The organism is Ruegeria sp. CDSC025 (assembly GCF_059610805.1).
In genome coordinates this window covers 41178-61892 of the sequence record NZ_JBXWOJ010000005.1, presented here as the reverse complement: position 1 = coordinate 61892, position 20715 = coordinate 41178, and the positions used below count along the sequence as shown (strand labels likewise).

The 20715-nt window shown below is 57.4% G+C and carries 23 protein-coding genes; 12 read left to right on the top strand and 11 right to left on the bottom strand.

Features of this window, described 5'->3' with window-relative positions:
* Positions 1–5: 5 nt before the first annotated feature.
* Positions 6–506: an Lrp/AsnC family transcriptional regulator gene (locus AC2FH8_RS09440; protein ID WP_142636556.1), complete on the bottom strand. Its 501-nt coding sequence runs from the start codon at positions 504–506 to the stop codon at positions 6–8.
* Positions 507–731: 225 nt separating this feature from the next.
* On the opposite strand from AC2FH8_RS09440, the gene trxB reads away from it, so the two are divergent.
* The 4 genes from trxB (at position 732) to AC2FH8_RS09420 (ending at position 5812) form a co-directional block, all read left to right on the top strand.
* Positions 732–1673: a thioredoxin-disulfide reductase gene (trxB, locus tag AC2FH8_RS09435; protein ID WP_496677643.1), complete on the top strand. Its 942-nt coding sequence runs from the start codon at positions 732–734 to the stop codon at positions 1671–1673.
* A gap of 4 nt (positions 1674–1677) precedes the next feature.
* A complete protein-coding gene (locus AC2FH8_RS09430) occupies positions 1678–2145 on the top strand; it encodes an RES family NAD+ phosphorylase (protein ID WP_282021516.1) in 468 nt (155 codons plus the stop codon).
* Positions 2146–2205: 60 nt separating this feature from the next.
* Positions 2206–3876 carry an adenylate/guanylate cyclase domain-containing protein gene (locus tag AC2FH8_RS09425; protein ID WP_271949208.1) on the top strand — a complete coding sequence of 557 codons (1671 nt, stop codon included), beginning with the start codon at positions 2206–2208 and terminating at the stop codon, positions 3874–3876.
* 217 nt (positions 3877–4093) lie between these two features.
* The gene (locus AC2FH8_RS09420) at positions 4094–5812 is read left to right on the top strand and encodes a bifunctional sulfate adenylyltransferase/adenylylsulfate kinase (protein WP_142636548.1); all 1719 of its coding nucleotides are present in this window, start codon (positions 4094–4096) and stop codon (positions 5810–5812) included.
* A 57-nt stretch (positions 5813–5869) separates the two neighbouring features.
* Here AC2FH8_RS09420 and AC2FH8_RS09415 read toward each other — a convergent pair whose 3' ends face one another.
* The 4 genes from AC2FH8_RS09415 to AC2FH8_RS09400 all read right to left on the bottom strand — a co-directional run bounded on the left by AC2FH8_RS09415 (position 5870) and on the right by AC2FH8_RS09400 (position 8350).
* Positions 5870–6730 carry a hypothetical protein gene (locus tag AC2FH8_RS09415; protein ID WP_496689551.1) on the bottom strand — a complete coding sequence of 287 codons (861 nt, stop codon included), beginning with the start codon at positions 6728–6730 and terminating at the stop codon, positions 5870–5872.
* Positions 6730–7614: a PhzF family phenazine biosynthesis protein gene (locus AC2FH8_RS09410; protein ID WP_142636545.1), complete on the bottom strand. Its 885-nt coding sequence runs from the start codon at positions 7612–7614 to the stop codon at positions 6730–6732. Before AC2FH8_RS09410 ends, AC2FH8_RS09415 begins: the two co-directional genes overlap by 1 nt.
* A gap of 92 nt (positions 7615–7706) precedes the next feature.
* Positions 7707–7931 (bottom strand): DUF1150 family protein, encoded by a 225-nt coding sequence (locus AC2FH8_RS09405; RefSeq protein ID WP_142636543.1) that lies wholly within the window; start codon positions 7929–7931, stop codon positions 7707–7709.
* 5 nt (positions 7932–7936) lie between these two features.
* Positions 7937–8350, bottom strand: a complete 414-nt coding sequence (locus tag AC2FH8_RS09400) for an Hsp20 family protein (protein WP_142636541.1) — start codon at positions 8348–8350, stop codon at positions 7937–7939.
* 163 nt (positions 8351–8513) lie between these two features.
* Between AC2FH8_RS09400 and AC2FH8_RS09395 the strand changes: the two genes are divergently transcribed.
* From AC2FH8_RS09395 to AC2FH8_RS09380, 4 genes are all read left to right on the top strand, one after another.
* Positions 8514–8738 carry a YdcH family protein gene (locus AC2FH8_RS09395; protein WP_037308505.1) on the top strand — a complete coding sequence of 75 codons (225 nt, stop codon included), beginning with the start codon at positions 8514–8516 and terminating at the stop codon, positions 8736–8738.
* 76 nt (positions 8739–8814) lie between these two features.
* On the top strand, positions 8815–9300 hold the full coding sequence (purE, locus tag AC2FH8_RS09390) for a 5-(carboxyamino)imidazole ribonucleotide mutase (protein ID WP_271949196.1): 486 nt from the start codon (positions 8815–8817) through the stop codon (positions 9298–9300).
* Entirely contained in the window at positions 9297–10052 is a 756-nt protein-coding gene (locus AC2FH8_RS09385; RefSeq protein ID WP_496677633.1) for an NAD(P)-binding domain-containing protein, read from the top strand. Before purE ends, AC2FH8_RS09385 begins: the two co-directional genes overlap by 4 nt.
* A gap of 2 nt (positions 10053–10054) precedes the next feature.
* The gene (locus AC2FH8_RS09380; RefSeq protein WP_496689548.1) at positions 10055–11122 is read left to right on the top strand and encodes a 5-(carboxyamino)imidazole ribonucleotide synthase; all 1068 of its coding nucleotides are present in this window, start codon (positions 10055–10057) and stop codon (positions 11120–11122) included.
* Position 11123: 1 nt separating this feature from the next.
* Here AC2FH8_RS09380 and AC2FH8_RS09375 read toward each other — a convergent pair whose 3' ends face one another.
* The 6 genes from AC2FH8_RS09375 to AC2FH8_RS09350 form a co-directional block, all read right to left on the bottom strand.
* A complete protein-coding gene (locus tag AC2FH8_RS09375; protein ID WP_496689546.1) occupies positions 11124–12275 on the bottom strand; it encodes an alpha-D-ribose 1-methylphosphonate 5-triphosphate diphosphatase in 1152 nt (383 codons plus the stop codon).
* Positions 12272–13045, bottom strand: a complete 774-nt coding sequence (locus AC2FH8_RS09370) for an alpha/beta fold hydrolase (RefSeq protein WP_496689544.1) — start codon at positions 13043–13045, stop codon at positions 12272–12274. Before AC2FH8_RS09370 ends, AC2FH8_RS09375 begins: the two co-directional genes overlap by 4 nt.
* A gap of 38 nt (positions 13046–13083) precedes the next feature.
* Positions 13084–13926: a DMT family transporter gene (locus AC2FH8_RS09365; protein ID WP_496689542.1), complete on the bottom strand. Its 843-nt coding sequence runs from the start codon at positions 13924–13926 to the stop codon at positions 13084–13086.
* A gap of 239 nt (positions 13927–14165) precedes the next feature.
* Complete coding sequence (groL, locus tag AC2FH8_RS09360) at positions 14166–15806, bottom strand: chaperonin GroEL (RefSeq protein ID WP_142636527.1); 1641 nt, start codon at positions 15804–15806, stop codon at positions 14166–14168.
* A 55-nt stretch (positions 15807–15861) separates the two neighbouring features.
* The gene (locus AC2FH8_RS09355) at positions 15862–16149 is read right to left on the bottom strand and encodes a co-chaperone GroES (protein WP_120632017.1); all 288 of its coding nucleotides are present in this window, start codon (positions 16147–16149) and stop codon (positions 15862–15864) included.
* Between the two features lie 151 nt (positions 16150–16300).
* Positions 16301–16975 carry a DUF2161 domain-containing phosphodiesterase gene (locus tag AC2FH8_RS09350; protein WP_142636525.1) on the bottom strand — a complete coding sequence of 225 codons (675 nt, stop codon included), beginning with the start codon at positions 16973–16975 and terminating at the stop codon, positions 16301–16303.
* 136 nt (positions 16976–17111) lie between these two features.
* Between AC2FH8_RS09350 and AC2FH8_RS09345 the strand changes: the two genes are divergently transcribed.
* The 4 genes from AC2FH8_RS09345 (at position 17112) to AC2FH8_RS09330 (ending at position 20659) form a co-directional block, all read left to right on the top strand.
* Positions 17112–18092 carry a TraB/GumN family protein gene (locus tag AC2FH8_RS09345; protein ID WP_496689540.1) on the top strand — a complete coding sequence of 327 codons (981 nt, stop codon included), beginning with the start codon at positions 17112–17114 and terminating at the stop codon, positions 18090–18092.
* A gap of 100 nt (positions 18093–18192) precedes the next feature.
* The gene (locus AC2FH8_RS09340) at positions 18193–19113 is read left to right on the top strand and encodes a manganese-dependent inorganic pyrophosphatase (protein ID WP_496689538.1); all 921 of its coding nucleotides are present in this window, start codon (positions 18193–18195) and stop codon (positions 19111–19113) included.
* Between the two features lie 126 nt (positions 19114–19239).
* The gene (locus AC2FH8_RS09335) at positions 19240–20115 is read left to right on the top strand and encodes an HAD family hydrolase (protein ID WP_142636518.1); all 876 of its coding nucleotides are present in this window, start codon (positions 19240–19242) and stop codon (positions 20113–20115) included.
* Positions 20116–20215: 100 nt separating this feature from the next.
* On the top strand, positions 20216–20659 hold the full coding sequence (locus AC2FH8_RS09330; RefSeq protein ID WP_074736482.1) for a MaoC family dehydratase: 444 nt from the start codon (positions 20216–20218) through the stop codon (positions 20657–20659).
* The last annotated feature ends 56 nt before the right edge of the window (positions 20660–20715 follow it).

Genomic DNA, 20715 nt, shown 5'->3' with positions numbered 1-20715 from the left:
GCGCTTTACGCCGTCCGGTTCATTCGTTCTTCCAGGACGTCAAACGGTACACCGGGCTCGTCCTTAGCGCCGCGTATCACAAGTGAGGTTTTAACGCTGGCTACGTTTGGCGTGGTCAGCAACTCGCCTGTTAAAAACTGCTGAAAGCTGCTGAGATCAGGAGCGACGCATTTCAGAATAAAATCCACTTCGCCGTTCAACATGTGGCATTCACGGACAAGTGGCCACTCGCGGCAGCGTTCCTCGAATGCGCTGAGTTCGGCTTCGGCTTGGCTTTCCAGTCCGACGCTTGCAAAGACCTGAACCTCAAAACCCAGCTCACGCGCATTCACTTCCGCGTGGTATCCGCGGATAAGGCCCGAGTCCTCCAATGTGCGCACGCGCCGCAGGCACGGAGGCGCGGAAATTCCCACACGTTTCGCGAGCTCTACATTGGTCATGCGACCGTCTGCCTGCAATTCTGCCAGAATCTTGCGGTCAATCTCGTCCAGCCGTGTCGCGACCATAAAAAGCTCCTGAATTTTCGGTTGTTATATCAGCACCCAAGGGATGCGCAATAATGTTTCGCGTTTGCGCAATATTCTTTGGTTTTCCAGGTATTTTTCTAGCGCGAGTTGTGAAACGGATTCTCCGATACGGCACGAAGGGGCTTTAAGCGCCTCAAGGGGGTCGCTATATCCATTCGCCAAGGGGCCGCAGGCCCGTATCAGGCAGATCGAGTCGGGGGTATCATGGCCGAAACAAAACACACCAGGGTTCTGATAATCGGATCAGGACCTGCCGGTTATACTGCGGGCGTATATGCCAGCCGTGCGATGCTGGAACCGATCCTGGTTCAGGGCATCGAGCCGGGCGGACAGCTGACGACCACCACCGAGGTCGAGAACTATCCCGGTTTTACCGAAGTCCAGGGGCCTGATCTGATGATCAAGATGCAGGAGCACGCCGCCGCGATGGGGTGCGAGATCATCGGCGACATCATCAGCGATCTGGATGTCTCGAAACGCCCGTTCACCGCAAAGGGCGACAGCGGCACCATCTACACCGCCGATGCGGTCATTCTGGCCACTGGCGCGCGGGCGAAATGGCTGGGATTGTCCTCGGAAGAGAAGTTCAAAGGCTTTGGCGTTTCCGCCTGCGCCACATGCGACGGGTTCTTCTATCGCGGGCAGGAGATCGTTGTAATCGGCGGCGGCAATACCGCCGTGGAAGAGGCGCTGTTTCTGACCAACTTTGCCAGCAAGGTCACCTTGATCCATCGCCGCGATGAATTGCGCGCCGAAAAGATTCTGCAGGATCGGCTGATGAAGAACGACAAGATCGAGCCCCTGTGGTTCCACGAACTGGACGAGGTCACCGGAACCGATGCGCCTTTGGGTGTCGAAGGCGTGCGCGTCAAGAATGTGAAAACCGGTGAGATTCGCGAAATCCCCTGCAAAGGTGTTTTCATCGCCATCGGCCACGCGCCCGCGAATGAGCTGGTCAAGGACTCGCTGGAAACCCATATGGGCGGCTATGTGATCACCAAACCGGGCTCCACAGAAACCTCCATTCCAGGTGTCTTTGCTGCCGGAGACCTGACAGATCACATCTACCGTCAAGCCGTTACCAGCGCCGGGATGGGCTGTATGGCCGCGCTGGATGCTGAACGGTTCCTGGCCGAGCAGGATTAATCAGGTGATCGAATTCTCCGGCCCGATCTGGAGAATTCTGTTCCTGTCACAGATAGACGCCCCTTTGGCCCCAGCACGGGCGCCAGAGGGGCGTTTTCATTATGCGGGCCAATTCGCGCTTTATTCTTCGCTGAGCGCTGAGGGTGCCGAAATAGCCATCAAACGCTATGTCTGCCCATCCGATCCACCACGCATTCTTCAAAAATGCCGGATCACCGGCGCTCGGCTGGTAGATCTGCGGGGGCGCAGCGAAGCCTCGGTCGTGTGGCAGGATACCCACGAAAAAGAAGGCGCCTCACCCACCTGGCTATTTTCGGATGACGCCCGCGCCAAAGGCGCCGATGGCTTGCTATACAGCTCGCGATCCCGGCCAGAACTCAGTCATGCGGTTTTGTTTAGCACCTCGCCAGAGGTAGTGTGCCTGGATGGGGATCCGCATCCCTGGTTGCCGGGGCATAGAGGCTTCGCTTGACCCCCGCTCTGCGCCGTTACAGACTCTGAGATGCGAGCAAAACGAACACAGGTGAACCGAGTGAAAAGCGTACTATGGCAAGGCGGGTGGGCTACCCGGCTGAGGATCATGAGCGGCCTGATCCTGTTCATCTTTGCCTTCTTTCACTTCATCAATATCGGTCTGGGACTGTTTCATACTGATTATCTCCACGGAATGCAGAAAGGCCGCCATGTCATTACGCGCAATAACATCGGCAGCGCGATTCTATATCTGGCCTTGCTCGTGCATTTTGGGCTGGCGCTGTATTCGTTAGCTCAGCGCAGAACCATGCGAATGCCTTTCAGTCTGGGGCTACAGGTGGTGCTTGGATTTGTGATTCCACTGCAACTGATCTCGCACCTTGTTCACACCCGATACGCACATTCAGTTTTCGGGGTTAATGATGAGATGGGTTATATCATCGCGCTAATGTGGCCCAGCTATGCAATCTGGACACAAAGCCTGCTTTTGCTGGTGGTTTGGGTCCACAGTTGCATCGGTCTTCACATGTGGCTGCGCCTGACATCCTGGTGGCAAAGGACGCTACCTTATTTGATCGGGCTCGCCGTGTTCATTCCGTCTTTCGCTCTGGCAGGTCTTTTGACAGAGGGCCGACGCATCTGGGCTGATTTCGCCGACCCGTTTCTGCGCGATCAGTATATCGAACATTACAACTGGCCATCGCCCGAGGCATTTCAGGCTCTGATGGGTGTGAGGCAAGATACGCTGCTTGCATTCGGGCTGGCGGTTGGCGCTACATTGCTTGTGTTTCTGGTGCGCAAAATTTTGCGACGCCGGCATTCGGTGCGCATCAAATATGTGGAAGGCCCCGAAATTGTGGCCGAAAAAGGCATGACTCTGCTTGAGATTTCTCAGGCCAACGGCATTCCCCACACTGCGCTATGTGGTGGCAAGGGGCGCTGCACCACCTGTCGCGTTATTGTCGAGAATGGTGCAGATCAGCTCCCCGTCCCCAGTGAGATCGAGGCCCGCAGCTTGGCTGCCGTAAAAGCACCCGAAGGCGCACGCCTGGCCTGTCAGATCCGCCCGACCGAGCCAATCACGGCCTTTCGGATGTACAATCCCGGTAGCGGTCGCAATCGCGCCCATGCCAGTCAGGGGCAGGAACGTAAACTGGCGGTGCTGTTTCTGGACATGCGTGGGTTCACGGCACTGACCACCGGGCAGTTGCCCTATGACATCGTTTTCCTGCTCAACCGGTTCTTTGACGCCATCGTACCAGCCATCACCTCGGATGGGGGTGTGGTCGACAAGTATATGGGTGACGGGCTGCTGGCAGTGTTTGAAACCACCGATGCTGCAAGTTCAGCACGGGCCGGGATGAAAGCTGCAGCCAATGTCAGCCGCGCATTGCAACGGTTCAACGAGCAACTCGAAACCGAGGGCAGCCCGCTTATTCGCATTGGAATGGGGTTACATCTGGGCGATCTGGTTCTGGGCGAAATCGGCGCCGTGGGCACTGCAAGCCGCACGATTATCGGCGACGCCGTGAATGTCGCCAGCCGCTTGGAGGCCGAGACCAAGGGGTTGGGTGTCGAGCTTTTGGTTTCGGGCGATCTGCTGAAGGCAGCGGGGCATGACGGTTGGCAGAACGATCTGCGCCCCTTCCAGTTGCGTGGGGTAACAAGGCCAATTTCTGCCCTGCCGGTCGAACGTGCATCCGACCTCAGCCCCAAGATTGCCGCCTGAGAACACACTCATTCAAACCGGTCTATTTGGCCTTGATCCAAGGGATTGTCGTCGGGTTTCGCGTCAAAATGTGGAAAATCCTTCCAATCCGGAGAAAAACCGCGCATATCGTCCTTTGTTTCATAAATCCATCTGGACTTCACCCGGCCGCCGGGGCACATGCCCGGCAAACGCCCCTGAATCACTGGCCAATCCATCCTTCGACAAGAGAATTCCCATGACGATGTTAAGCAATCTGGCGCCGATCTCTGAACTTTATGTTTCGTACGAGTCCGCACAGAAACTGAAAGTAGAAGCTGCCGACCTGACAAGCTGGGACCTGAGCCCTCGTCAGATCTGTGATCTGGAACTGCTGATGAATGGCGGGTTCAACCCGCTGAAAGGGTTCCTAAGCGAGGCCGATTACGACAATGTCGTCGAAAACATGCGCCTGGCCGACGGCACCCTTTGGCCGATGCCAATCACGTTGGATGTCAGCGAAGACTTCGCTGAGGGCATCAAACTGGGTCAGGACATTGCACTGCGCGACCAAGAAGGTGTCATTTTGGGCACCATGACTGTGACCGACCGCTGGACGCCGAACAAGGCGCGCGAGGCGGAAAAGGTCTTTGGCGCAGATGACGATGCTCACCCGGCGGTCAACTACCTGCACAACACTGCGGGCAAGGTTTACTTGGGCGGTCCTGTTGTTGGTATCCAACAGCCCGTTCACTATGACTTCCGCGCTCGCCGCGACACACCGAACGAGCTGCGCGCCTATTTCCGCAAGCTGGGTTGGCGCCGTATTGTTGCGTTCCAAACCCGCAACCCGCTGCACCGCGCGCATCAGGAACTGACCTTCCGCGCCGCCAAAGAGGCGCAGGCCAACCTGCTGATCCATCCGGTTGTTGGTATGACCAAGCCGGGCGACGTGGACCACTTTACCCGCGTACGTTGCTATGAGGCTGTTCTGGACAAGTACCCGGCCTCGACAACTTCGATGTCACTGCTGAACCTGGCGATGCGTATGGCAGGCCCGCGCGAGGCGGTGTGGCACGGGTTGATCCGCGCCAACCACGGCTGCACGCATTTCATTGTCGGCCGTGACCACGCAGGCCCCGGCAAGAACTCAGCCGGCGAAGATTTCTATGGCCCCTACGACGCACAGGATTTGTTCCGCCAGTTCCAGGATGAAATCGGCGTCGAAATGGTCGATTTCAAGCACATGGTCTTTGTGCAGGAACGCGCTCAATACGAACCGAATGACGAGATCGCCGACAAAGACAACGTCACGATCCTGAACATCTCCGGCACAGAACTGCGCCGCCGTCTGGCCGAAGGCCTGGAAATCCCCGAATGGTTCAGCTTCCCTGAGGTTGTGACCGAACTGCGCAAGACCAAACCGCCGCGCAGTCAGCAGGGTTTTACCGTATTCTTCACCGGTTTCTCCGGCTCGGGCAAATCGACCATCGCCAACGCGCTTATGGTAAAGCTGATGGAGATGGGCGGTCGTCCGGTGACCCTGCTGGATGGTGACATTGTTCGTAAAAACCTGTCATCGGAACTGGGCTTCTCGAAAGAGCACCGCGACCTGAACATCCGCCGCATCGGCTATGTGGCCAGCGAGATCACCAAGAACGGCGGCATCGCTATCTGTGCCCCAATCGCACCCTACGCCACGACCCGCCGTGCCGTCCGTGAAGATGTCGAAGCGTTCGGCGCTTTTTGCGAGGTTCACGTGGCCACCAGCATCGAAGAATGCGAACGCCGCGACCGCAAGGGCCTGTACAAGCTGGCGCGTGAAGGCAAGATCAAGGAATTCACCGGAATTTCCGATCCCTACGACGTACCTGCCAATCCTGAGCTGAGCGTCGAGACCGAGAATGTGGACGTAGACAACTGTGCCCACCAGGTTCTGCTCAAGCTGGAAAGCATGGGTTTGATCGCCGGATCGTAACCTGCGCAAAGAATCAAGCAAAAGGCCCTCGGTTTCCGGGGGCCTTTTTCTATTGGATTATAGTTCTGCCCGAATGGCGGCGACAGCGCGTCCTTCGAAATCACCAAATTCCGCCGCTTTGGACTGGCTGGCCCGCAGGGCATCTAGACGCGCGGCATAGTCATCGACCGAAGCGGCTTGAATCGCACTCCGAATGTCGGCCTCGGAATCGCACAGGACCATCCCGGATGTGTCGAAGAAATCACCAATATTGGGACAGCCCCAATAGATCGGCACAGTCGAGCACAAGATCGCGTCTGTCAGCTTTTCCGAAAAGTAATTTCGCTCCCGCACATTCTCGATCACCACCGAATAGCGATATGGGGCCAGCCCGTCAGACTTTCGGTCAAACGGAGTATAGCCACGCCCCATAATATCGACATCTGCCCCGGATTCACGAACCCAGTCGATCACGGAATGGCGCAGCTGATGTCCTTCGAGATCACGTTTGGCCGAGGCGATCAAAGAACAGGATTTAGATTTCTCGACCAAAAGTTCTCGCCAATCAGGCACCATCGTCACGCCATAAGGCAGAAACACGGCGTTTGGGATACCTTGCAACAATACATCATGAAAGGTCAGCACCCGGAAGAACCGCCGCCACGTATAGCGCAACATGCGATCATGTTTGGCATGGATGGCCGAAGGCTCTCCCATCATCAAAGATATCCGCGCACGTGTTCCCCGACGAAGACGCAAATGTACGGTGGAATTGGGGTACATGATCAGATGGTCCGTGTGCGCAAGATCGCCCACTTTTTTTCCGATCAGACGATCCGGGCAACCTTCGGGCCAAGTCAGTTCCGACAAAGGAACCGTGGCCAGTTTCGGCCCCAACCGATGCCCATAGGGCAGTATGGCGATTGCAGGTTCTGTCATCATCCGGCATCTGGTAAATTAACCTGACCCCGCATAAGGATATGCCCGCGACCGGCGACCTTGATGCCTGTCATCGCATCCGATGGGCCAGCTCGGGTAACAGTCGCCTGACCGGGGCGCCCCATATCATGGCCTTGCTCGGCAATAAAAACGTCCTTTGGCATCAGCCCATGTTTCCAGAGATACGCCGCCATCGCACCAGTGGCAGATCCGGTAAACGGATCCTCGGGCGGGCTGGGCGGGGCCAACAGCAATCTCGAGAATGTATCGCCTGCTTTGGTCGCGCCTTTGAGCGTTACAAGAAAAGGTTCGGCCATATCGGAGCCGGAAAAGCCCGCCTTTTCGGCAATCTCGCGCAAAGGCCTTTCGACCAGTTTTGCCGCGCGCAGGGCGTCGTGATCACGAAGAACAGTGACACAGAAGGGCAGCCCGGTAGAAACAAATTGCGGCGGCGAGATGATCGCCTCTTTGGGCAGGCTGATGGCAGAGGCGACCAGCTCGGCGGGAACATAGGCGCCGAATTGTGGTGCAATCTGCGTCATCTCGATTTCATCACCGCTGATGCAGATCGAAACGATCCCCGCGCCGGTTTCAAGCGTCAGGGTATTGCCTTGCAGCATTCCTCTGGACTGCATTGCAGCTACGGTTGCGATCGTGGGATGCCCGGCAAAGGGGATTTCGCGACTGGCCAGAAAATAACGAACCCGGAAATCGGCCACATCGGACGGGCCAGTAAAGGTGCATTCAACCAAGGACGTCTCGCGCACATAGGCCATGCAGACGTCTTCGGACAGAGCTGCCCCACCATGAACAACAGCGCACCCATTGCCACCAAAGGCGCGATCGCTGAAGGCGTCTACCCAGTCAAAGTCGAACCAATTCATGTGTCGTGCACTCCGATATTCGAACCATCATAGGTTCGACTGTCTCGCCCGACAGGCCATGGATGTCACGAGGAAAACGTACGGAGGCCGCTTTAGTGCACGGCCACCGGTGAAAAATCATGCTCGCGCGCCAGGTTAAACGCCAGCTTGCGATCAGCAACCAGTGCCAGTTGCTGGCCGTCGGCATCGTGTACCGCATATAGCAGGCTCAGATCTCCGGCCTGTTCGCGAACTTCCCGAGGTAGATCGGCGACTTCAACTGTTTTGACATAGACGATCCGATCGCCTTCGGCGTTGATTTCAAACGGTGTATTCATTGCTCTTACCCCTTCCTTATGTTGATCGTTTGCACCACGGTTTCGGGCACGGCGCGGGTCAGATCCACATGCAGCAGACCATTTTCAATGATCGCTTCGCCAACCTCGACCCCATCGGCCAACACGAACATGCGCTGAAACTGACGTGCCGCGATCCCACGGTGTAGAAAGATACGTCCTTCGCTGTCGTCGCGCTGACGTCCCCGGATCACCAACTGTCGATCTTCGATGGTAATCGACAGGTCCTCTTCTGCAAACCCAGCCACAGCCAGGGTAATGCGGTAGGAAAAATTCGAGGTCTGTTCAATATTATAGGGCGGATACCCCTCATTTCCGGCCTTTGCAGACCGCTCCAGAAGGCGTTCCAACTGCTCGAACCCCAAAAGATGCGGGTATGAGCCCAGAGTAAGTTTAGACACGTATTTTCGTCCTTTATTGCCAAAGCGACGTGTTGTGCGGCCCCATTCTGGCAACCGCGTATAATAGAATATGGGAATATACAGCGATGTCCACAAGGTCTGGCCGGATCAAGCCTGACACACTATCTTGTGTGACAAGCACCACAACAACTCTGAGTCGCCAATGAACGCGCCCACCGATCTTTCGATGAAAACTGATGAGGTTCTGCGGGTAGAGCTGGAAGTTTTCCGCCGTCAACACCGTGATCTTGACGAAGCAATCGAGGCGCTTCAGGCCACTGGCACCTCGGATCAACTGACGATCAAACGGTTGAAAAAGCAGAAACTGCGCCTGAAAGACATCATTCGCCTGATCGAAGACCGCCTGACCCCGGATATCATCGCCTGAGACATCTGAACCGCATTGCCACAAAGGCGGATTTGGCTATAGTTCGCGCTCTTTCGGAAGGCAGGGACGCAAGCGGATGAGCGACGTTAAAGTGGGGATCATCATGGGAAGCCAGTCAGACTGGTCCACGATGAAAGAAGCCGCAGATATTCTGGATGAGTTGGGCGTGGCCTATGAAAAACGCATCGTTTCAGCGCACCGCACCCCAGATCGCTTGTGGGACTATGGCAAGACTGCTGTCTCGCGCGGATTGCAGGTGATCATTGCAGGGGCCGGCGGGGCCGCGCATTTACCGGGTATGATGGCCTCGAAAACACGCGTTCCTGTGATCGGCGTTCCGGTGCAGACGCGGGCACTGTCTGGCGTCGATTCGCTCTATTCCATTGTTCAGATGCCCAAAGGGTTCCCGGTTGCGACTATGGCGATCGGGTCGGCAGGCGGTGCCAATGCGGGATTGATGGCCGCTGGCATTCTGGCGCTGCAGGATAACGCTCTGGCCGACCGGCTGGATGCCTGGCGCGACGCGCTATCGGCCTCAATCCCCGAAGAACCCGAGGGATGAGCCGGATCGGATTCATCGGCACGGGCCATATTGCGGCCCCGATGGTGCGTTTTTTGGCCCGTAAAGGGCACGAGATCTCCGTGACAGAACGCAATGACCAGGTTTCAACCGCGCTAAAGGCTGAACTGGGTGTGTCTGTCACGACGCCACAGGCCGTGATTGATGCATCCGAGATCGTGTTCCTGTGCCTGCGCCCACATATCGCTGCGGACGTTCTGGCCGCCTTAACGTTTCGATCCGACCATCAGATCGTCTCGGTCATGGCAGCAGTTTCGAAAGATGAACTAACCGAGCTCTGCTCTCCGGCGCCGGCAATCGTGCAAACCATTCCGCTGGGATTTTTGGAAGCCGGTGGCTGCCCGCTGGTCGCTTTCGGCAACGATCAACTGCTGGCCGATTTGTTCGCACCGGAAAACCCGGTGATCAAGGTCGCAGATGAGGCGGCACTGAACGCCCATTTCGCCATTTGCGCCATGGTTCCCGGCCTTCTGGACCTGATGGCGACCGGAGCAACTTGGCTGGGAGACACAACCGGAGACGCAGCCGGGGCCGAATTCTACACCACCCAGTTGGTATCGGGCTTTCTGCACGCGATGGATAAGAAGGCCGCAGGCCGCCTAGAGGCCGAACGCGATGCGCTGGCCACTGACGGCACGCTGAGCCTGCAAATGACACAGACCCTGCAAGATCAGGGCGCGCACAAGGTATTGCACGCAGCACTTGGCGCTATTGGCAAACGTTTGGAGAGTTGAGAATGGTGGAAATGCTTGCCCCCGGCGCGACAATCGGGATTTTGGGCGGCGGTCAACTGGGCCGTATGCTGTCCGTTGCTGCAGCCCGGCTGGGTTTTGTGTCGCATATTTATGAGCCCGGTGCGACCCCGCCTGCGGGTCATGTGGCGGATCGTGTGACCACCGCCTCTTATGATGATGCCGAGGCCCTCAAGGCCTTTGCCGAAGCAGTCGATGTCATCACCTATGAGTTCGAGAACATCCCCACCGAAGCACTGGACATTCTGGAAGTCCACCGCCCCATCCGCCCGGGGCGCGAGGCGCTGCGGGTCAGTCAGGATCGACTGAACGAAAAGGCTTTCTTGCAAGGGCTGGGCCTGAATACCGCACCCTTCGCCGATATCACGGATCTGGAGAGCCTGAAGGCTGCGATTGACCAGATCGGCACCCCTGCCATCCTGAAGACCCGCCGATTTGGCTATGACGGCAAGGGACAGGCCCGGCTACTCAGCCCCGATGACGCTGAAACTGCTCTGGCCGATATGGCGGGCGCGCCTGCGATCCTGGAAGGCTTTGTCGATTTCAGCCATGAGGTATCAATCATCGCCGCGCGCGGATTGGATGGTCAGGTCGCCTGTTTCGACCCCGGTGAGAACGTGCATCGCGATGGCATTTTGCACACCACCTCCGTCCCTGCCCGCCTGCCCGCAGCAAAGCGCACAGATGCGATCCTGTTGGCGGCAAATATCCTGAACGCCTTGGACTATGTCGGCGTCATGGGGGTCGAGTTGTTCGTGACCCCGCAGGGTCTGATCGTGAACGAGATCGCACCGCGCGTGCATAACTCGGGCCATTGGACACAGAATGGCTGCGCGGTGGATCAATTCGAGCAACATATCCGTGCCGTGGCAGGCTGGCCTCTGGGCGACGGGCAGCGTCATTCAGACGTGGTGATGGAGAACCTGATCGGCGACGATATGGACCGCGTACCTGAACTCGCGACCGAACGTGATGTTGCGCTGCATCTTTATGGCAAGGCCGAGGTGAAGGCAGGCCGCAAGATGGGTCATTTTAACCGCATCACGCGGTAAATCAGCCGACAAACCGCGCGGCGATATCCCCGGCCATATAGCTGACGCGCCCGGCAGCCAGCGTTGCCGCGACACGGTTTGTATCTGCCTCCAGAATGACCAGATCGGCACGTTGCCCGGGGGTGAGCGTGCCGCGATCTTGCAACCCAAGTACGCGGGCTGGCCCTGATGACACCAGCGCCCATGCGCCCGCCATGTCCAGAAGGCCGGATTTGGCCAGCATCAAGGCTGCCCGGCGCGGGCTGGGATAGTGATAATCCGAGGCCAGCGCATCGCACAGCCCCATCGCAATCAGGTCCAGCGCGCTAACATTCCCTTTATGCGACCCGCCGCGCACCACATTGGGCGACCCCAGGATGATGTGATCCCCGGCGGTGCGGGCGGCCTCGGCGGCTTCCAGCGTTTCGGGGAACTCTGAAATCCGCGCGCCCCGCGCGCGCCAATCGGAGCGAGTTTGGGCAGTGGCGTCATCGTGGCTGCCCATGCGGACGCCCTGCTTTGTCAAATCAGCACAGAGTATATCCAGTGCGGTAGACACCTCATCCCGGCGAGCATGCATCGACAGCAGCATTTCGAAATGCACCTCGGGATTGCGACCGGCCTTGAGCGCCTGACCGGTCAGACGCGGGGGCTTACGCCCCTCAGCCAGACGGTCATGCGGCAGGTGGTCGTTGAACACGACATAGGGCACCTGCCAAGCCGCAATCTTTTCTGCCAGTCCGGCGTAATCGTCCAGCATATGCGTTTCGAACCGAAGCTGGGGCATCAGATCGGTGACAGTGCAGGCCCTGACTTCTATAATGGCGTCGAATACCTGCCCGGCAAATTCTGGCCCGCGCACCCCGCCTTCCCAACTGTAAAACTGGGCCAGAACGGCTGTGGTGATGCCATTGGCCGCCAGTTCAGCCTCGACCGAGAGGATCCCTTCGTTCATCTGCTTCATGGCACCGCGACGGGGCGCGATGTGCCGTTCAAACCCATCACCATGCAGGTCGATAATACCGGGCAGAACCAGATATCCTGACAGGTCGATCTGCTGCCCGGCAGGGCCTGTCTGAACCACGCCATCGGCAATGGTCAGATCGACATCCGTCAGCCCCTCGCCGGGCAGAAGAACCTCTGCACCGGTCAGAGTCAGGCTTAATGCGGTCATTGCGTGGACTCCGAGTCAGGTTCCGAGCAATCCTGTCCGATGCAGATCTCGTCAATAGCTTCCATCACCCCGTCAAGCCAGGTGATCTGCGGGTCGAACTGGCCGAATTCAATGAAGTGCAGGGCCTGAGCCATGACCCGCGGATTGTTCATCATGAACGTATGGGTCACCGGCAGAACCAGGTGATCCGTCATTCCTTCGACCTTGGTGCTTTCAACGGAAACCTTACCGTCATCAGGCCCATCAATCAGTGAAGAAAATACCGGGTTTAAGGAGTTTTCGCCGGCGATAACACCTAGTTCAAAATCCACCGGCGGTAGACGACCCGGGATCCCTTCGGCGCCTGTGCCCAGTTGAAGGCCCGCAGGTCCGTTGAGATAGCCGAACACCTCCCACGCGCTAAGTTCATCGACCAGTTGGCTGCCCTGATTGGGCGGCCCCAGCATGATGACACGACCCAGGTTTTCCGGGCTATGATCCTTGAGCCAATAGCGCAACAAAATGCCGCCCATCGAATGTGCTACCACATTGACAGTGTCATCGCCACAAGCCGCAAAGGCATCAGGAATGGTTTGTTCGGCCAGTTCGGGAATACCGATCTCGGTCGAGGGATAGCCCGGGCGCACAACCGAATAGTCATGTGACTTGAACAGCTGCTCCATCACGGTGAAAGAGGCCTCGGTCCGCGCAAGACCATGCAACAAGACCACGCATTTCGCGCTGGCCGCGGCGGGGAGCAGAAAGATAAGCAGGGCGATCAGAATTTTCATAAGCGCCAGATAATGTCTTAGCGCCGCTGATGAAAGCCCTACCCCCGCTGACGTCGCAGCACCGCCAGCGCAATGCCGCCCAACACCAGCGCTGCGCCAATCAAAAGCCGGGCCTCTGCTGTTTCGCTCAGCAAGAGGACACCGCCCAGAATAGCAATCACGGGCACGCTCAACTGCACCACAGCTGCAACGGTCGGTGCCAGTTGGGGCAAAACATGGTACCACAACGCATATCCCAGCCCCGAAGTGACCGCCCCGGATATTGCCGACAGCAACAAACCGGTGCCCGTCATCTGCCAACCTCCGCCGAACAGCAGCAAAGCTCCGGCCGTCACCGGAAGGGCAATGACGAAATTCGCCGCCGTCCCGGCAAGCGCATTTGGCTCGGACCGTCCCGCCAGAGAATATGCTGCCCAGCCAATCCCGGCAGCGCACATCAGGGCGGCTCCGACCGGATCCACCTGAACCGTGCCCGACGGCCAAAGCACATAGGCGAGGCCACCCAGTGCAATCGCCGCTCCCAGAAGTTGCTGTCGTGTCGGTGAATTTCCAGTCACGGCAGTGGCCACGAACATCGTGATTTGCACTATCCCAAATAGGATCAAGGCGCCCAGCCCGGCATCCAGTGTAAGATAGGCGATCGAGAACCCGATCATGTAAAGCGACAAGGCGCCAGCGCCAATGAACCGGCGAGGGCTGCGCAACGGCAGGCTGCCGCCACGTATCAAAACCAGCACCGCCAGCATCAGCGCCCCTGCCAGAACGCGCATAACCGCAAACCCCGCCGGGTCGCTATCGCCGCCTTCAACGGCCATCCGGTTCAGAATGGAGTTCGCTGCAAAGGCGCACATGGTGAGGGCGGTCAGAAGGAACAGTCGCATATCAACCCGATACCGGTTTCACACCGGTTTGGGTACTCACTTTCCTGAAGGGACCGGTTAGACCGTCGACCTCGGAACAGTTTGAGCCACAGTTTCAGTCATAAGCGGCGTGCCAAAACGAAACGGGGCCGCCCGAAGGCGACCCCGTTCCTTAGCTCTACAGCTCCCCTCTGGGCAGTTTGGCTATACTGCCAAGCGCCTGTGGGGCCGCCAGAATTCGTCTAAGCGAATTCGACGTTTTACATCATGCCGCCCATGCCGCCCATGTCGGGCATGCCGCCGCCAGCAGGTCCATCTTTCTGCGGCTTGTCAGCAACCATTGCTTCGGTAGTGATCAGCAAGCCGGCAACCGACGCTGCATCTTCCAATGCGGTACGGACAACTTTGGCCGGGTCAATCACGCCGAATGCGAACATGTCACCATATTCTTCAGTCTGCGCATTGAAGCCAAATGCCACATCGTCGCTTTCGCGAACTTTGCCCGCAACAACCGCACCGTCGACACCTGCGTTTTCAGCGATCTGGCGCAGAGGCGCTTCGATTGCCTTACGAACGATGTTGATGCCTGCGTCCTGATCAGCGTTTGCGCCTTGCAGAGTGTCCAGTGCTTTACCGGCCTGAACCAGAGCAACACCACCGCCCACGACAACGCCTTCTTGAACAGCAGCGCGGGTCGCGTTCAGAGCATCGTCCACACGGTCCTTACGCTCTTTCACTTCAACTTCGGTCATGCCGCCGACGCGGATAACAGCAACACCGCCTGCCAGTTTGGCAACGCGCTCTTGCAGCTTTTCACGGTCGTAGTCCGACGAGGTTTCTTCGATCTGGGTGCGGATCTGAGCAACACGCGCTTCGATCTCGGCTTTTTCGCCAGCACCGTCGACGATGGTGGTTTCGTCTTTGGTGATTTCGATTTTCTTGGCAGTGCCCAGCATGTCCATGGTCACGGACTCAAGCTTCATGCCCAGATCTTCGCTGATGACCTGACCGCCGGTCAGGATTGCGATGTCCTGCAGCATGGCCTTACGGCGATCGCCGAAGCCCGGTGCTTTGACAGCAGCAATTTTCAGGCCGCCGCGCAGTTTGTTTACAACCAGAGTTGCCAGCGCTTCGCCTTCAACGTCTTCTGCAATGATCAGCAGCGGCTTTTGCGACTGGATCACTTGCTCGAGCAGCGGAACCATCGGCTGAAGCGAGGACAGTTTCTTTTCGTGCAACAGGATCATGCAGTCTTCGAGGTCTGCAACCATCTTGTCAGCGTTGGTGACAAAGTAAGGCGACAGGTAGCCGCGGTCGAACTGCATGCCTTCGACAACATCGGTCTGGGTTTCCAGGCCTTTGTTTTCTTCGACGGTGATAACACCTTCGTTGCCGACCTTCTGCATCGCGTCTGCGATTTGCTGGCCGATCTCGGTTTCACCGTTGGAAGAAATGGTGCCAACCTGAGCAACTTCAGCCGAGTCCTTGACTTCACGCGAGGCGTTCTTGATGCCTTCAACAACCTTGGCAGTTGCCAGGTCGATGCCGCGCTTCAGGTCCATCGGGTTCAGGCCCGCTGCAACCTGCTTCAGACCTTCTTTGACGATGGACTGAGCCAGAACGGTTGCTGTGGTGGTGCCGTCGCCGGCCTCGTCATTGGTGCGGCTGGCGACTTCTTTCACCATCTGCGCGCCCATGTTTTCGAACTTGTCTTCCAGTTCGATTTCCTTGGCAACCGAAACACCGTCTTTGGTGATGCGCGGTGCGCCGAAAGATTTGTCCAGAACCACGTTGCGGCCTTTGGGGCCCAGGGTCACTTTGACAGCGTCGGCCAGGATGTTCACACCTGCCAGCATGCGGTTACGGGCATCGGTGTCGAACTTGACGTCCTTAGCAGCCATGTCGTTTCTCCTTGAGAAAATGTATTGGGATGAAGATCAGAGGAAGCGCGTGGGCTTACTCGATGATCCCCATGATGTCGCTTTCTTTCATCATCAGCAGCTCTTCGCCGTTGACCTGAACCTCAGTGCCCGACCATTTGCCGAACAGGATCTTGTCGCCAGCTTTTACAGCCATTGCGATCAGCTCGCCGCTGTCCTTGCGTGCGCCTTCGCCGGTCGCAACAACTTCGCCTTCGCTGGGCTTTTCTTTTGCGCTGTCTGGAATGATCAGACCACCAGCGGTTTTCTCATCGCTTTCGGTACGGCGAACCAACACGCGGTCATGAAGCGGTTTCAATGCCATCTTTGCAGCTCCTTGGGCTCAAAGTTTATTTATCCTCCCCTCACCTTGCGGTGAGGCGTTAGCACTCGACCCTTGCGAGTGATAACGGCGTATAGCTAGGGGGTCGAAATCCCTGAGTCAACAAGCGTGAAGAATTTTTTATCCTTGGGACTCAGTCAGGCTGATCCCAGCTATAGGCCCAGTGCTTCAGACCCTCTTGTCCGGATTCCGACAAGGCGTAGACACCTTTTGCAATTTTGTCGAACCAGCCATAATGGTTTTCGCGCATCAGCCGGGTCGCAATCGAAACACCGGTTGCCTTAGCAACATCTGCCCCTTTTGTGGCACCACATTCTGCAAGATGCGCCGCACAGCGCAAAGCATCCTGACGATAGGCGGTGACGAGGCCGTGGCGTGTGGCACCGCCTGCGTTCGGATCACCTTCAAGCCTGTCAAACTCGCGCAGCAGCCGCGCTGTTTTGGCCTTGTCCTTTCGCGGGGCGTAGGGCCCAGGGTCACAATGCACCTCGACAACGCCATCCGCCCGAACAGTTATCAGGCCAAGGCCCAACCTTCGACATAGCGCCGTGTTGTCCTTCAACGCCCGCCTGGCCGTGCGTCCGCGGGGCTTGAGAACACAGATATAGACATTTTCAGTAACCTTCAGTCGGGTGATTGCCTGGTGAAACAGCGCCAATGAGAAACGCAACTTCAACTCTACAATCACAGGCTCTTCACCCTCACGAACAGCCATGACATCGACCGCACCGACCTCGCCTTTGACGGTATAGCCCTGACGCTCTAACAGCGCCTTGATTGGGGGGTAGAGATCCTGCTCGCGGTCCATGTGGCTCATGCTATTCGAATTACTGTGGAATGCCAGACACAGATCAGGTCAGTGTCCATCCTGGCAGGTTGAACACCGGCCTTGGCCCCGGCAAGGTCGCACCCCATATAGGGATTGATCCAACCAGGATGGTACGATGCGTTTTTTGATCTTTTTGGCTTGTCTGCTGGTACCTTTCTCGGCCCAAGCGGCCTGCGAGGGGCGCGACCTGAGGTCTGACCTAAGTCCAGAGGCGCAAGCTGATTTGCAGCAGGCTTTGGCCGACTTCCCGTACCCGGAAGGCAATCACTGGATCGCGACAAAAGGCGATACAGTTCTGCATCTGATAGGAACGCTGCACACAAACGACCCGCGTATGGACGCCGTCACAGAAAGGCTGGAACCGACACTCAGCCAGGCGGATGCGTTCTATTTCGAAGTGACCCAGGACGAAATGACTGCATTTGAACAGGAACTGGCCAAAGACCTCAGCCCTGTTCTGATCACCTCAGGTCCCACCCTGATTGAGCTGATGCCGGAAGAAGACTGGGCCGCCCTGTCCAGCGGCCTGGCAGAGCGTGGCATCCCCAGTTGGATGGCTGCAAAAATGCGCCCCTGGTTTCTGAGCATGATGCTGGGTGTCCCCCCATGCATGACCGAGAATCCGGAAGCCAGCTATGGAATGGACGCGCGCCTGACCGACATGGCCGAAGCCCATGACATCCCCCAGTACTCTTTAGAGCAGATTGACGATCTGATGGCGATGTTTGACCAGCACCCGATCGAAAAGCAGGTGCAATCACTGATCCGCATGGCCAGTGCCTTTGAAAGCAGCGAGGATCAGCTGGCGACTATGGTCAATGCCTATCTGGAAGAAAAGCACGCAGAGATCATCCAATTTTCCAGACTACAGGGGCTTGAAACATCCGGTCTGTCGCAAGAGGTTTTCGACGAAGAGTGGTCCAGTTTCGAACAGCAACTTCTAGTCGGGCGCAACAACAACTGGATGCAGCACATATTGGCCATTCAGGACCAAACGGTGGTCATTGCTGTGGGCGCCGGACATTTGGGCGATGACCATGGTCTGTTGAACCAGTTGGAACAGGCTGGATACACGCTAAAACGTGCCGCTTTCTAGGCCCGGCCTTACCCTTCGTCGCAGTTTACGCAGGGGCGGGTGACAAGTGTGCCAGACCACCCTATAAGGCGCCCAAATCTACTCTCCTCAGGACGCTGAAATGACAACCCTCGTATTTGGACATAAATCCCCCGACACTGATTCCACTGGTTCGCCGATCCTGTGGTCGTGGTACATGAACGAAATCAAAGGCGAACAGGCCGAGCCTGTCCTGCTGGGCGAACCCAACACTGAAGCAGCCTTTATGCTACAGCACTGGGACCTGCCCAAGCCGCGCATCATCGCAGACGTAGAGGCTGACGCACCGGTTGTTATTGTCGACACGAACAACCCCGCCGAGCTACCCGCCAGCATCAACGGCGCCGATATTCGCGCCATTATCGACCACCATAAACTGGTCGGCGGTCTGGAAACCAAAGGCCCGATCGACATCACCGTGCGGCCGCTGGCCTGCACCGCCACTATCATGGTCGACATGATCGGCGACGATGCCGCCAAAATGCCCGATGCCATCAAAGGCGCGGCGCTGACCTGCATCCTGTCGGACACGTTGGAATTCCGCTCGCCCACCACAACCGCGCATGACCGCGCTGTGGCCGAAAAACTGGCCGCGGATCTGGGTCTGGACGTCTCGGCCTATGCTGCAGAAATGTTCGCGGCCAAATCAGATGTGTCCTCATTCTCGGACGCCGAGCTGATCCGGATGGACAGCAAGGAATACGAAGTCGACGGCACCAAATTCCGCGTTTCGGTTCTGGAAACCACAGCACCGGGTGTCGTGCTGGACCGCAAAGACAGCCTTGCGGCGTCGATGGCCGACGTAGCCAAAGAGGACGGTGTCGATCAGGTATTGCTGTTCGTGGTCGATATTCTGAACGAAGAAGCCACCCTGCTGGTTCCCAACGATCTGGTCAAAGCCGTGGCCGAGAAAAGCTTTGACGCCTCGGTTGATGGCGACGTGGTCGTTCTGCCCGGGATCATGAGCCGTAAGAAACAGATCATTCCGAACCTCAAGGTCTGATCCCAAAATCACCAAAGGCGCCTTGATCGGGCGCCTTTTTTGCTAGGCATTGCCCTTACTGGCCAAACACCACACGCACTGTCTTAGGCTCAAACGACACTCTTTGCAGATCAATGGGGGCCCATCATGACGCAGATCATCCACGCATTGCCCGAGGTTTCCAGCCGTTATAAGGCCCTGTTCGTCGATCTTTGGGGCTGTGTACACAATGGCATCACTGCTTACCCCGAAGCGGTTGCGGCCCTGCAGGCCTATCGCGCGCAAGGCGGCATTGTTGTCCTGGTGACCAACTCTCCCAAGCCGCGTGCTGGAGTCGCCACCCAGCTGGCGCAATTCAATGTCCCAGACGACGCCTATGACACGATTGCAACCAGCGGAGATTCGGCCCGGTCGGCCATGTTCCGGGGCGCAGTGGGCGAAAAGGTCTATTTCATGGGCGAATGGCAGCGGGACGCGGGATTCTTTGAACCGCTGAAGTTGTTGGACCACCCGATTCATATCGAGCGCGTGCCGCTGGCCGAGGCAGAGGGCATTGCTTGTTGCGGCCCCTTCGATCCCATGGCCGATCCGTCCGTGAACCGTGCTGATTTCCTGTACGCCAAACAAAAGGGGCTGAAGCTGCTTTGTGCCAATCCCGATATTGTGGTGGACCGCGGCGAGGTTCGGGAGTGGTGCGCAGGTGCATTAGCCAGGCTTTATACGGAAATGGGTGGCGAAAGCCTATATTTCGGAAAGCCTCATCCGCCGATCTATGATCTTGCCCGCCGCAGGTTGCAGGAACTTGGCCACGACATTCCCGATGGGGACATTCTTGTCATCGGAGACGGTCCGCACACCGACATTCTGGGTGGAATGGGGGAAGGCATTGATTCTCTTTTCATCTCGGGCGGGCTAGCCGCGGCCGAGACAAAAACCGAAGCACATCCGCATCATGAATCCCTAACTGATTATATTCAAAAGGAAAAGATAAATCCGACCTATACGATCGGCCGCCTTAGGTAGTCAAAAAAGGCTTGATTTTCTGCAGTTGCAAAGTAATAAAGTTTCCCAACAGGGGTGACTTTGATTTTTTTGTTGCCCGATGAATTCGAGTGAGGGCAACATGTTGGATAATCTTCCACGCGGCACGATCTGTATTGAAGACATCGAGATGGGCATGTCCCGTCACCTTCGCAAAGTGGTGACGGACGAGGATATCGAAATGTTCGCTCAGGTGTCGACCGACAGAAACCCCGTACATCTGGACGACGATTACGCCCGCGACACGATCTTCGAGGGGCGCATCGCGCATGGGATGCTGACCGCGGGTCTGATCTCGGCCGTGATCGGCGAGCAGTTGCCAGGCCACGGCACAGTTTACATGGGGCAGTCGCTGAAGTTTCTCGCTCCTGTTCGCCCGGGTGACATGGTCTATGCCGAGGTCAAGGTGATCGACATTGATTTTGCCAAGCGTCGGGTCAAGCTCGATTGTCACTGCGCAGTGGATGGCAAGAAGGTGCTGGTCGGCGAAGCCATGGTGCTGGCCCCGTCGCGCAAATTCGACTGAGCGTTTCCGGGGGTCTCAGACCCTTGAACAAGCGCGCCTGTCCCGCTAGGCAGTCG